This is a genomic window from Variovorax sp. ISS6, assembly GCF_056523145.1.
Genome location: NZ_JAWRZC010000001.1, coordinates 98,488 through 109,394, shown reverse-complemented (window position 1 = coordinate 109,394; position 10,907 = coordinate 98,488). Strand labels below are relative to the sequence as shown.

Below are 10,907 nucleotides of genomic sequence, written 5' to 3'. Positions count from 1 at the left end.
GTTTTCTTCGGCCGGCACCAACGCCGGACGGTAGCCCCGAACCGTCGGGCGCGGGGGCTTGCCCCTGCGCTCGACGCGGTCGGGGCCCCAGGCCTCGCCGCGGCCGCGCGTGCGGCGCAGAATGGCCTCGAACCCTTGGCGCAGGCGCACATCCTGGACCCGCCATGGTGGAACGGATCGGGTGCGGCGCCGGCCGGGGCTCGCAAGGAGCCATGCCATGACCCGCTTCATCGATGTCCACAGCCTGGTCCGCCTGGTCGATGAGACCGGCGTGCCGCAGTTCCTCACGGCCCTGGCCGACGCGCTGCGCGACGACTTCCTGCGCTGGCGCGAGTTCGACAAGAAGGCCCGCGTGGCCAGCCATTCGCACCTCGGCGTGATCGAGCTGATGCCGGTGGCCGACGACGGCGCCTATGCCTTCAAGTACGTCAATGGCCATCCGCACAACACCGCGGTCGGGCTGCCCACCGTCATGGCCTTCGGCGTGCTCGCCGAGGTCGACACCGGCTACCCGGTGCTGCTGTCCGAGCTCACCCTCACCACCGCATTGCGTACCGCCGCCACCTCCGCCATGGCCGCGCGCGTGCTCGCGCGGCCCGGCTCGCGCAGCCTGGCGCTGATCGGCAACGGCTCGCAGAGCGAGTTCCAGGCGCTGGCCTTCCATGCGCTGCTGGGCATCGAGGAGGTGCGCGTGTTCGACATCGACCCGCATGCCACCGACAAGCTGGTGCGCCATCTCTCGGCCTGCTCGCCGATGGCGATCGTGCGCGCGCATTCGGTGGCCGAGGCGGTGCGCGGCGCCGACATCGTGACCACCGTCACCGCCTACCAGGGCCATGCGACGGTGTTCGAGCCCGGGATGATCGAGCCCGGCATGCACATCAACGCGGTGGGCGGCGATTCGCCCGGCAAGACCGAGCTCGACCCCGAGGTGCTGCGCGGCGCGCGCGTGTTCGTGGAGTACGAGCCGCAGACCCGCGTCGAGGGCGAGATCCAGCAGCTGGCGGCCGACTTCCCGGTGCACGAGCTCTGGAAGGTGCTGCTCGGCGAGGTGCCGGGCCGCGAGCGGCCGGACCAGGTCACGGTGTTCGATTCGGTCGGCTTCGCGCTCGAGGACTACACCGCGCTGCGCTACATCCACCAGCTCGCCATCGAGCGCGGCGTGGGCCGGCAGATCGCGCTGGTGCCCGAGCTCGACGATCCCAAGGACCTGTTCGGGCTCACGGCCGCGGGCCGGCGCCGGGCCGTGCTGCGGCGTGCGGCATGATGGGCGGCTGTCCAGCCACGGCGCCCGCCGCCGACCCCGTTCCATGCTCACCATCTACAACGACCGGCACGCACTGCACCAGGGCAAAGTCGAGATGTTCCGCGGCGAGCTCGTGCCGTGCTTCGAGGTGCCGGCACGCGCCGACCACGTGAAGGCCGAGGTCGAGCGCCGCGCGCTCGGCCCGCTGCTCGCACCCGATGCGTTGCCCGACGCACTGCTCGCCAAGGTGCATGCGCCGCGCTACCTCGACTTCATCGCCGGCGCCTGGGACGAATGGGTGGCGCTCGATCCCGCCAATGCCGGGCGCGACGCGCTGCCCTCATACTGGCCCACGCGCGGCATGCGCACCGACGTGCTGCCCGCGAGCTTTCCCGCGCGCCTGGGCCTCTTCGGCTTCGATGCCGGCACGCCGCTGACGGCCGGCAGCTGGGCCGCCGCGCGCCATGGCGCGGCCTGCGCCTTCACGGCCGCGCAGCGCGTGCTCGGCGGCGAGCGCGCCGCCTTCGCGCTGACCCGGCCGCCGGGCCACCATGCGGGCGCCGACTTCTTCGGTGGCTACTGCTTCCTCAACAACGCCGCCGTGGCCGCGCAGGCGCTGCGCGACGCGGGCATCGAACGCGTGGCCGTGCTCGACGTCGACTACCACCACGGCAACGGCACCCAGGCCATCTTCTATGCGCGCGACGACGTGCATTTCGCGAGCCTGCATGCCGATCCCGTCACTGACTATCCCTACTACCTCGGTCATGCCGACGAGCGCGGCACCGGCGCGGGGCTGGGCTTCAACCACAACCTGCCGCTGCCGCGCGGCACCGAGTTCGTGGGCTGGCGCGCGGCGCTGACGAGCGCGCTCGCGCGCATCGCCGAGGTGAAGGCCGGCGCGCTCGTGGTCTCGCTCGGCGTCGACACCTTCGAGGGCGATCCGATCTCGGGCTTCAGGCTGCGCAGCGACGACTACCTGCGCATGGGCGAGGACCTCGCGCGCGCGGGCCTGCCGACGGTGTTCGTGTTCGAGGGCGGCTATGCGGTGGCCGAGGTGGGTGTCAACGCGGTGAACGTGCTCGAGGGCTTCGAGCAGGCCTGAATGTCCTTGCGGCCTTGAGGAAATCAGGGCTGCCCCGGTTGTCTCGTGCCGATCGTCGGGGCCCAATCGCGCTCTTTCAAATTCAGCCGAGACCCCTGCCGCCATGCTCCGCCGCCACACCTTCCTTCGCGCCGCCGCGCTCGCCGCCTGCGGTTTCGCCGCGCCCCTGGCCGCCTTCGCGCAGCAGGCCTTTCCCGCCAAGCCGGTCAAGCTGGTGATCGCCTTCCCCGCGGGCGGCCCCACCGACATCACCATGCGCCAGCTCGCCGACAACGCGAGCCGCATCCTCGGCCAGCCCGTGATCGTCGACAACAAGCCCGGCGCCGGCGGCACCCTGCCCGCGCAGGCGCTGCAGACCTCGCAGGCCGACGGCTACACCATCGCCCAGATCCCGCTCGGCGTGTTCCGCCTCGGCTACACCACCAAGATCAACTGGGATCCGCTCAAGGACATCAACTACGTCATCAACGTGACCGGCTATGCCTTCGGCATCGTCGTGCCCGCGAACAGCCCGTTCAAGACCTGGGCCGACTTCGTCGCCTATGCCAAGGCCAATCCCGGCAAGCTGACCTACGGCTCCACCGGCACCCTGACCAGCCCGCACCTGACCACCGAACTGGTCGCGCAGAAGGCCGGCATCGAGCTGCAGCACGTGCCCTACAAGGGCAGCGCCGACCTGATGCTCGCCGTGGTGAGCGGCCAGCTCATGGCGGCGGCCGACAGCACTGGCTTCGCGCCGCAGGTCGAGGCCGGCAAGCTGCGCGTGCTCAACACCTGGGGCGAGAAGCGCCTGGCCAAGTTCCCCGACGCGCCCACGCTCAAGGAGCTGGGCTACGACATCGTGCAGAACTCGCCCTTCGGCATCGGCGCGCCCAAGGGCACGCCGCCCGAGGTGGTGAAGAAGCTGCACGACGCCTTCAAGCAGGCGATGGAGGAGCCGAGCTATGTCGCCGCGCTGGGTCGCTACGACATGCTGCCCGACTACATGAGCTCGGCGCAGTACACGAAGTTTGCGCAGGACACGGTGGCGCGGGAGAAGGTGCTGATCGAGAAGCTGGGGTTGGCGAAGGAGAAGTGAGGCGGGCTCGGCGCCTCATGCAAAGGAAATGGCGCATTTCTTGGCATGAGGAGCAGACGTGTATAGAAAATTGACATTTTCTATACATGTCTCGCCTAACATGTCTAGAAAGCGGCGATTTCTATGCATGTTCAAGGAGGCCCCTCCGTGCCACTTCCTTCGCTCGATCGGCTCGATGCCAGGCGCTTCGAAACGCCCGCCATCCTCAGGCAACTCGCCGCCAGCAGTCGAAAGCTGGCCGAACTCAAGGGAATCGCCGCGGCGATCCCCGACCAGGGCATCTTGATCAACACCCTGGGCCTGCAGGAAGCCAAGGACAGTTCGGAGATCGAGAACATCATCACCACGCACGACGAGCTCTTCAAGGACGACGTGCTGCCCGAGGCTTTCGCCAACCCGGCGGCCAAGGAGGTGTTGCGTTACCGGCAGGCGTTGCGCGTGGGTTTCGAGCAGGTGCGCACCACCGGTCTCATCACGGCCAATCACGTCGTTGCGATCCAGTCCGAGCTGGAGCGCAACAGCGCGGGGTTTCGGAAGTTGCCAGGCACCGCATTGAAGGATGGCGCGGGTCGCGTCGTCTACATGCCGCCCCAAGATCCCGCGGAGATCGTCGACCTGATGCGCGGTCTAGAGCGGTTCATCAACGATCCCGATGCGTTCGACGCCGATCCGTTGATCAAGATGGCCTTGATCCACCACCAGTTCGAGAGCATCCATCCGTTCTACGACGGCAACGGACGCACCGGTCGGATCCTCAACGTGCTCTATCTCGTGAAGGAAGGACTGCTCGATATTCCCGTGCTGTACCTGAGCAGCCACATTGTGCGGACCAAGCCGGACTACTACCGGTTGCTGCAAACCGTGCGCGACCAGGACACTTGGGAAGCATGGGTGCTGTACCTGCTCGAAGCCGTGGAACAGACCGCGGGGCAGGCGATCGTGACGGTCAATGCGATCAAGGCTGCCCTGGGCGACTACAAGCACCGCATTCGTGCCGGCTACAAGTTCTACAGCCAGGACCTCATCAACAACCTGTTCACCCATCCCTACACGAAGATCGATTTCGTGCAACGCGATCTGCAGGTGTCGCGCCTGACGGCGACCAAGTACCTCGATTCCCTGGTCGAAGGAGGCTTCGTGGCGAAGCAGAAGATGGGGCGAAGCAACTACTACGTGAACTTGGCGCTCACGTCGATCCTTCTGGGGGCCGCGGACGGAGCTCCCTGAGCGGTGTTCACTCCTTGGGTGTGCCCAGCGCGAACAATTCCCCCACCAGCCGCTGCGCCAGTTCCACGCGCACCGGCTCCCCCCCGAACACCAGCCGGAACACGATCGGCGCGATCAGGTGATCGATCACCTGTTCGGCCGTCGGCGTGGCCTCGCCGCGCGCGCGCGCCTGCTCGACCAGGGCCAGGGCCTCGCGGCGGCGGTTGCGCAGGCAGTCGGTGTCCTCGTCGCCGTTGGCCAGCGCGGCCGCGGCCTTCAAGAGCGAGGTGTTGCACGGCTTGGCCAGGTGCTCGATGAGTTCGCGCGCCCAGGCCTCGAGGTCGGCGCGCAGCGTGCCGGTGTCCGGCAGCGGGCGGTCGGGGTCGAGGCGGTGGGTGGCGGTCTCGGCCAGCAGGCCGGAAAGATCGCCCCAGCGGCGGTAGATGCTGGAGGCGCTGACGCCCGCGCGTTCGGCCACGGCCGGTACGGTGACGCGCTCCCGGCCCTGTTCGGCGACCAGTGCCTCGAGCGCGGCCCGCACCTGCGCCTGCACCTGCGCGCTGCGCCCGCCCGGGCGCCTGGCGGAAGAAGAAGGAACGGCGGGCGTGACGGCGGTGTTCATAGTGAATCGACTTTAACGCAAAGATATTTGCTTTAACAGCGGAGGAGGCCTAGAATCGCAAACGCAAAGATTTGTGCGTTAAGAGCCGTTTCGCGCCAAGGAGTTCACCGTGTCCCAATGCCCCGACCTCGCAAGCCGCCCCGGTACCGCCGCCGCCCCTGTCCGCGCGGCGCCGCGGCGCATGCCCGCGGCCCTGGCCTTCCCGCTGCTGGCGGCGGTGCTGTTCGCCTTCTTCTTCGCGGCGGCCGCACCCTCGCCGCTGTTCGTGGTGTTCCAGCACGCCTGGGGCTTCTCGTCCTCGATGCTGACGGTGGCGTTCGCGATCTACGCCATCGCGCTGCTGATCTCGCTGCTGGTGGCCGGCTCGCTGTCCGACCACATCGGCCGCCGCCCGGTGGTGCTCGCGGCGCTGGTGCTGCAGGCGGTGGCGATGGGGTTGTTCCTGCTGGCGGGCGATATCGGCGGGCTGATCCTCGCGCGCGTGGTACAGGGCGTGGCGACCGGCATCGCGAGCGGCGCGCTGAGCGCGGCCGTGGTCGAGGCGGCGCCGGCCGCGAAGAAGCGGCTGGGGGCGTTGATCACCAGCGTGTCGCCGCTCGCGGGGCTGGCGCTGGGCGCGCTGCTCACGGGCATGGCGGTGCGCTGGACCGGGCAGCCGGTGACGTGGGTGTTCGGCGTGCTGGCGCTGGTGTTCGCGTTCGGCGCGGCGCTGGTGCTGTGGATGCCCGAGACGGTGACGCCGCGTGCCGGCGCGCTGGCCTCGCTGGTGCCGCGGGTGTCGATACCGGTGCGGGCACGCGCCGAGTTCGCGCGCGGGCTGCCGGTGTTCGTCGCGGTGTGGGCGCTCGGCGGCTTGTTCCTGTCGCTCGCGCCTTCGCTGATGCACCACGTGTTCGGCATCGACAGCGGTGTGGTCAACGGCCTCACGATCGCGGTGCTGTCGGGCGTGGGTGCCGCGGCGCCCACGCTGCTGGGCCGCTTCGCGGCGCCGCGCCCGGCGATCCTCGGCATGGCCAGCCTGGCGCTCGGGCTGGTGCTGCTGCTGGCGGCGCTCGCCACGCGTTCGCTGGCGCTGTTCTTCGTCGGCACGGCGGTGGCCGGCATCGGCTTCGGCGGCGCCTTCTCGGCGCTGGTGCAGACGCTCGCGCCGCTGGCCCAGTCGCACGAGCGCGGCGAACTGTTCGCGGCGATCTTCGTGGTGAGCTACCTGGCCTTCAGCCTGCCGGCGATGCTCGCGGGCTTCCTGGTCGCGCCGCTGGGGCTGCTCGCGACGGTCGAGGGCTACGCGGGCGTGCTGCTGCTGGTCGCGGCCGTGGGCACCTGGAACCAATGGGCGCCGCTGCGCCGGCGTGCCGCGCCTTAGTTCGGTCGCGCCGCGAGGATTGCTGCCACCGCCTCGCTGAAACCCGCGCCACGCTCGCCGCGCGTCACGTAGTGCGGCAGGAACTCGAGCTGCGGCACGAAGCGCGCGACGTTCGCCACGCCGATGCTGTGCGCGAAGCGGCGGAACATCAGCTGGTCGTTGGTCGAGTCGCCCACGTAGGCCCAGCGCGCCATCTCGTCGTCGAGCCGGCGGCCCCAGAGTTCGCGCACGATCCAGCGCGCGCCCTCGAGCTTGTCGTTGCCGCCGTACCAGCCGTTGACGTGGATGCTGCTCACGGTGGCATGCATGCCCTCGCCGCGCATCAGCGCCACCACGCGCGCGATGGTGGCCTCGTCGAGCCGTGCGAACTCGCTGTGGTCGATCGCGATGTCGGTCTCGCGGCCCGGCGAGTCGGTGGCGCGGCCGGCGCCTGGAATTTCCGCCTCGATGCGCGCGAGCACCGCCTGCATGCGCCGGTAGTTGGCGGCACGCGTGGGCGCGTCCTGCTGGTAGCGCTTGGCGATGCCGCCGCCGGACAGCGGCAGCAGCGCCACCGCGCCGTTCTCGGCCACGATCGCATCGACCGGCCAGGCGTTGACGAAGGGCTCGCTCCAGCCCACGGGCCGGCCGCTGATCGCCACCACGTGCAGCCCGGCCGCGCGCAGCGCGCCGAGCGCGGCGAGTGCATCGGCGGTGATCGCGCCCTCGGTGGTCAGCGTGTCGTCGATGTCGGTGAACACGCCCGCGAGCGTGGCGCGCGCGGTGGCGGGCCACTGGCCCAGCGGCAGCAGGCGGTCGGGCGAGGCGGGGAGGGAAGAAGACGCGGTGGAGGAGGACATGGCGGACGAGGCACGGCAGGAGCGCGGATCGTACCGGTGGCCGCGCGCGCCGCGCTTTCGTGTAGCATCCCGCCCCCGCCGGCCGGTCGCGCAGACCGCCCCGGCGCGGCCCGCCCATGTCCCAGATCGTCGTCGACCGCCTCCTCAAGACCTACCGCATCGCCGAGCGCGACCCCGGCGTGCTCGGTGCCGTGCGCGGCCTGCTGCATCGCCGCCATCGCACGGTCGAGGCGCTCGCGGGCGTGTCCTTCGCGCTCGAGCGCGGCGAGCTGCTGGGCTTCATCGGTCCCAACGGCGCGGGCAAGTCCACCACCATCAAGATCCTCTCGGGCATCCTGCGGCCCGATGGCGGCAGCGTGCGCATCGACGGGCGCGATCCCTTCGCCGACCGCGAGCGCCACGTGGGCCGCATCGGCGTGGTGTTCGGCCAGCGCACCCAGCTGTGGTGGGACCTGCCGGTGGGCGAGGGCTTCGACCTGCTGCGCGACATCTACCGCGTCGACCGCGAGCGCTACCGCCGCACGCGCGACGAGCTGGTCGCGCTGCTGAGCCTCGCGGGCGTGCTCGACCAGCCGGTGCGCCAGCTCTCGCTGGGCCAGCGCATGCGCGCCGAGATTGCGGCCGCGCTGCTGCACGAACCCGAGATCCTGTTCCTCGACGAGCCCACCATCGGCCTCGACGCGCCCTCGAAGCTCGCGGTGCGCGACTTCGTGCGCCGCGCCAACCGCGAGCGCGGCACCACGGTGCTCCTGACCACGCACGACATGCACGACATCGAGGCGCTCGCGCGGCGCGTGATCGTGATCGGCCATGGCCGCGTGCTGGCCGACAGCCCGGTCGAGGCGCTGCGCGCGCAGGTGCTGGCCGAGCGCCGGCTGGTGGTCGATTTCGCGCAGGAAGCGCAATTGCCCGACGACCTCGGCACCCACTGGCCCGGCGTGCGCGTGAACGCGCGCGACGGCCGCACGCTGGTGCTCGACTTCGATCCCGCGGCCGTCTCCGCGCCGGCCTTGATCGCGCGCATCGCGGCCGAGCATGCGGTGGAGGACATCCGGCTCGAGGGGCTGGCGATCGAGGCCGTGATCGCGCGCTTCTATGCGATGCATGGAGCGGCCGACGCATGAAGGAAGGATGGCGCGAGGTCGCGCGCCCCTACACCGCGGCCTTCGCCTCGCGCTTTCTGCAGATGCTGCAGTACCGCACCGCCGCGCTCGCGGGCTTCGGCACGCAGTGCTGGTGGGGCGGCATCAAGGTGATGGTGTTCGCGGCCTTCTACGGCGGTGCCTCGGCCGCCGCGCAGGCGCCGATGACGCTCGAGCACGCCATCACCTACACCTGGCTCGCGCAGGGCCTGCTGGTGCTGATGCCCTGGCTGGTCGATCCCGAGGTGGCGCAGTCGGTGCGCACAGGTTCGGTGGCCTACGACCGGCTGCGGCCGGTCGATGCCTATGCGCTCTGGTATGCGCGCAGCGCGGGCTGGATCGCCGCGCGCCTGCTGCCGCGCGCGGCGCTGATGCTGGGCTTCGCCGCCGTCGCGCTGCCGCTGCTGGGGCTCGGCGCCTGGGCCTGGCAGCCGCCGGTGGGCGTGGCGGCCGCGCTGGCCTTCGCGCTGTCGATGGGGCTGGGCCTGGCGCTGTCGACCGCGATGGTGATGCTGCTCAACGTCGCGACCTTGTCGGCGCTCAACGAGCGCGGCATCAACGCGCTGTCGGCGCCGCTGGTGATCGTGCTGTCGGGCAACCTGCTGCCGCTCGCGCTGCTGCCCGATGCCTGGCAGACCGCGCTGCTGGTGCAGCCGCTGGCCGGGCTGATGGACATTCCCGCGCGCCTGTACTTCGGCCAGCTGCGTGGCGCCGACGCGCTGCTCGGGCTGGCGCTGCAATGCTTCTGGATCGCGCTGCTGGTGGTCACCGGCCGCTGGCTGCTGGTGCGCACCATGCGCCGGCTGCAGGTGCAGGGCGGGTGAGCGCGACATGAGCAGGTCCCCGGGATCGATCGCGCTGTTCCTGCGGCTGGTGAGGGCCTCGGTCGGCGCGCAGGCGCGCTACCCGGCCTCGGCGCTGATGCTCACGGTGGGCCAGTTCCTCGTCACCGGCATCGAGGTGGTCGCGGTCTGGGCCATGTTCCACCGCTTCGGCGAGGTGCGCGGCTGGACCCTCGGCGAGGTCGCGCTGTTCTATGGCCTGGTCAACTGCATGTTCGCGCTGGCCGATGCCCTGGGCCGCGGCTTCGACGTGCTGGGCACCGAGTTCCTGCGCAGCGGCGCCTTCGACCGCCTGCTGCTGCGCCCGCGTCCGCTCGCGCTGCAGCTCATGGGCCACGACTTCCGCATCAGCCGCATGGGCCGGCTGCTGCAGGGGCTGGCGGTGATCGGCTTCGCGACCGCGCAGGCCGGCATCGCCTGGACGCCCGAGGCCGTGGCCGTCGCGCTGTTCGCGCTGGCCGGCGGCGTGGCGCTGTTCCTCGGCATCCTGGTGCTGCAGGGCACGCTGGCCTTCTGGACCGTCGAGAGCCTGGAGATCGCCAACGTGCTGACCTACGGCGGCGTGCAGGCGGCGCAGTACCCGCTCGCGCTCTACGCGCGCTGGTTCCGGCGCCTCCTCACCTTCGCGGTGCCGCTGGCCTGCGTGGCCTATTACCCCGCGCTGCTGATCCTCGGGCGGCCCGATCCGCTCGGCGCTCCGCACTGGGTGGGCTGGGTGTCGCCGCTGGCGGGCTTCGTGTTCCTCGCGCTGGCGTTCCGCGTCTGGGGGCTCGGCTTGAGGCACTACGCCTCGACGGGCAGCTAGCTGATCAGGAAACGCACGCGAAAGCGCAGCCGGCGCACGCGCGAGGCACCGTCGATCGCTTCGAAGTCGTCGGCCGCGGAGGCGGACAGCGGCGCGGCCGCGGCCATCGCGAAGCCGTAGTCGCCATAGGAACCCGTGCGTTCGGCATCGGCGCCGAGTTCCTCGACCTGCGCCACCGAGCCGAGCGACACGCCGGCCTCGCGCGCGATCACCTGCGCCCGGGCGCGCGCCTGCTGGATCGCGGCCGCGCGCGCCGCCGATTCGGCCTCGGCCGAGGCGTCGAAGCGCGGCTGCAGCATGTCGACCGAGAGCGAATGGCGCGCGTTCTCGAACAGCGGCTGCAGCGCATCGATCGCGAGGTACAGGCGTTGCGTGTCGCGGCAGCGCAGCAGCACGCGGTGCGAGACCTCCTGCCCCGCGCTCTTGCGGCGGTACCACGGCTGCCAGGTGTCGCGGCCGCCCTCGCTGATCTCGTCGGAGCCGAGGCCCGCGGCCTTGAGCGCGCGGATGGTGTCGTTGCGCAGCCGGGTCGCCTCCTCGAAGGCCGCTTCCGCCTTCGAGGCCTTCACGGTGAGCGTGAGCGCGGCGCGCTGCTCGACCACGGTCTCGGCGATGTCGCCCTGGCCGGCGACTTCGATGTAGGTGTCCATCGGGTTCTC

Annotated in this window: 11 protein-coding genes; 8 read left to right on the top strand and 3 right to left on the bottom strand. The window is 70.7% G+C overall.

Annotation, left to right across the window (positions count from 1 at the left end):
• Positions 1-217 precede the first annotated feature (217 nt).
• The 4 genes from AC1HIL_RS00540 to AC1HIL_RS00525 all read left to right on the top strand — a co-directional run bounded on the left by AC1HIL_RS00540 (position 218) and on the right by AC1HIL_RS00525 (position 4,656).
• Positions 218-1,267: an ornithine cyclodeaminase gene (locus tag AC1HIL_RS00540; RefSeq protein WP_479670909.1), complete on the top strand. Its 1,050-nt coding sequence runs from the start codon at positions 218-220 to the stop codon at positions 1,265-1,267.
• A 43-nt stretch (positions 1,268-1,310) separates the two neighbouring features.
• On the top strand, positions 1,311-2,351 hold the full coding sequence (locus AC1HIL_RS00535; protein WP_479670908.1) for a histone deacetylase family protein: 1,041 nt from the start codon (positions 1,311-1,313) through the stop codon (positions 2,349-2,351).
• A gap of 103 nt (positions 2,352-2,454) precedes the next feature.
• Positions 2,455-3,429 carry a tripartite tricarboxylate transporter substrate binding protein gene (locus tag AC1HIL_RS00530; RefSeq protein ID WP_057590734.1) on the top strand — a complete coding sequence of 325 codons (975 nt, stop codon included), beginning with the start codon at positions 2,455-2,457 and terminating at the stop codon, positions 3,427-3,429.
• 147 nt (positions 3,430-3,576) lie between these two features.
• The gene (locus AC1HIL_RS00525; protein ID WP_296727544.1) at positions 3,577-4,656 is read left to right on the top strand and encodes a Fic family protein; all 1,080 of its coding nucleotides are present in this window, start codon (positions 3,577-3,579) and stop codon (positions 4,654-4,656) included.
• A 7-nt stretch (positions 4,657-4,663) separates the two neighbouring features.
• Here the strand turns inward: AC1HIL_RS00525 and AC1HIL_RS00520 are convergent, their stop codons facing one another.
• Positions 4,664-5,257 (bottom strand): TetR/AcrR family transcriptional regulator, encoded by a 594-nt coding sequence (locus AC1HIL_RS00520; protein ID WP_479670907.1) that lies wholly within the window; start codon positions 5,255-5,257, stop codon positions 4,664-4,666.
• Between the two features lie 109 nt (positions 5,258-5,366).
• On the opposite strand from AC1HIL_RS00520, the gene AC1HIL_RS00515 reads away from it, so the two are divergent.
• Positions 5,367-6,620, top strand: a complete 1,254-nt coding sequence (locus tag AC1HIL_RS00515; protein ID WP_057590737.1) for an MFS transporter — start codon at positions 5,367-5,369, stop codon at positions 6,618-6,620.
• Here the strand turns inward: AC1HIL_RS00515 and AC1HIL_RS00510 are convergent.
• Positions 6,617-7,459, bottom strand: a complete 843-nt coding sequence (locus AC1HIL_RS00510; RefSeq protein WP_479670906.1) for an HAD-IIB family hydrolase — start codon at positions 7,457-7,459, stop codon at positions 6,617-6,619. The genes AC1HIL_RS00515 and AC1HIL_RS00510 overlap by 4 nt on opposite strands.
• Positions 7,460-7,575: 116 nt before the next feature.
• Here AC1HIL_RS00510 and AC1HIL_RS00505 point away from each other — a divergent pair, with 116 nt between their 5' ends.
• Genes AC1HIL_RS00505 through AC1HIL_RS00495 form a run of 3 tightly spaced genes read left to right on the top strand, consistent with a single transcriptional unit; the run spans position 7,576 to position 10,248 of the window.
• Positions 7,576-8,583: an ABC transporter ATP-binding protein gene (locus AC1HIL_RS00505; RefSeq protein WP_479670905.1), complete on the top strand. Its 1,008-nt coding sequence runs from the start codon at positions 7,576-7,578 to the stop codon at positions 8,581-8,583.
• A complete protein-coding gene (locus AC1HIL_RS00500; protein ID WP_479670904.1) occupies positions 8,580-9,425 on the top strand; it encodes an ABC transporter permease in 846 nt (281 codons plus the stop codon). Before AC1HIL_RS00505 ends, AC1HIL_RS00500 begins: the two co-directional genes overlap by 4 nt.
• Before the next feature lie 7 nt (positions 9,426-9,432).
• Positions 9,433-10,248, top strand: coding sequence for an ABC transporter permease (locus AC1HIL_RS00495; protein WP_479670903.1), 816 nt, complete (start codon positions 9,433-9,435; stop codon positions 10,246-10,248).
• On the opposite strand, the gene AC1HIL_RS00490 is transcribed toward AC1HIL_RS00495, so the two are convergent.
• Positions 10,245-10,898 carry an SIMPL domain-containing protein gene (locus tag AC1HIL_RS00490; protein ID WP_479670902.1) on the bottom strand — a complete coding sequence of 218 codons (654 nt, stop codon included), beginning with the start codon at positions 10,896-10,898 and terminating at the stop codon, positions 10,245-10,247. The two genes, AC1HIL_RS00495 and AC1HIL_RS00490, sit on opposite strands and share 4 nt — an antisense overlap.
• Positions 10,899-10,907 lie beyond the last annotated feature (9 nt).

What these genes read in the sequence shown, in the direction of transcription:
- AC1HIL_RS00495 (WP_479670903.1), top strand. Translation starts at nt 9,433, where the DNA reads ATGAGCAGGTCCCCGGGATCGATCGCGCTGTTCCTGCGGCTGGTGAGG.
- AC1HIL_RS00510 (WP_479670906.1), bottom strand. Translation starts at nt 7,459, where the DNA reads ATGTCCTCCTCCACCGCGTCTTCTTCCCTCCCCGCCTCGCCCGACCGC.
- AC1HIL_RS00500 (WP_479670904.1), top strand. Translation starts at nt 8,580, where the DNA reads ATGAAGGAAGGATGGCGCGAGGTCGCGCGCCCCTACACCGCGGCCTTC.
- AC1HIL_RS00530 (WP_057590734.1), top strand. Translation starts at nt 2,455, where the DNA reads ATGCTCCGCCGCCACACCTTCCTTCGCGCCGCCGCGCTCGCCGCCTGC.
- AC1HIL_RS00490 (WP_479670902.1), bottom strand. Translation starts at nt 10,898, where the DNA reads ATGGACACCTACATCGAAGTCGCCGGCCAGGGCGACATCGCCGAGACC.
- AC1HIL_RS00535 (WP_479670908.1), top strand. Translation starts at nt 1,311, where the DNA reads ATGCTCACCATCTACAACGACCGGCACGCACTGCACCAGGGCAAAGTC.
- AC1HIL_RS00520 (WP_479670907.1), bottom strand. Translation starts at nt 5,257, where the DNA reads ATGAACACCGCCGTCACGCCCGCCGTTCCTTCTTCTTCCGCCAGGCGC.
- AC1HIL_RS00540 (WP_479670909.1), top strand. Translation starts at nt 218, where the DNA reads ATGACCCGCTTCATCGATGTCCACAGCCTGGTCCGCCTGGTCGATGAG.
- AC1HIL_RS00505 (WP_479670905.1), top strand. Translation starts at nt 7,576, where the DNA reads ATGTCCCAGATCGTCGTCGACCGCCTCCTCAAGACCTACCGCATCGCC.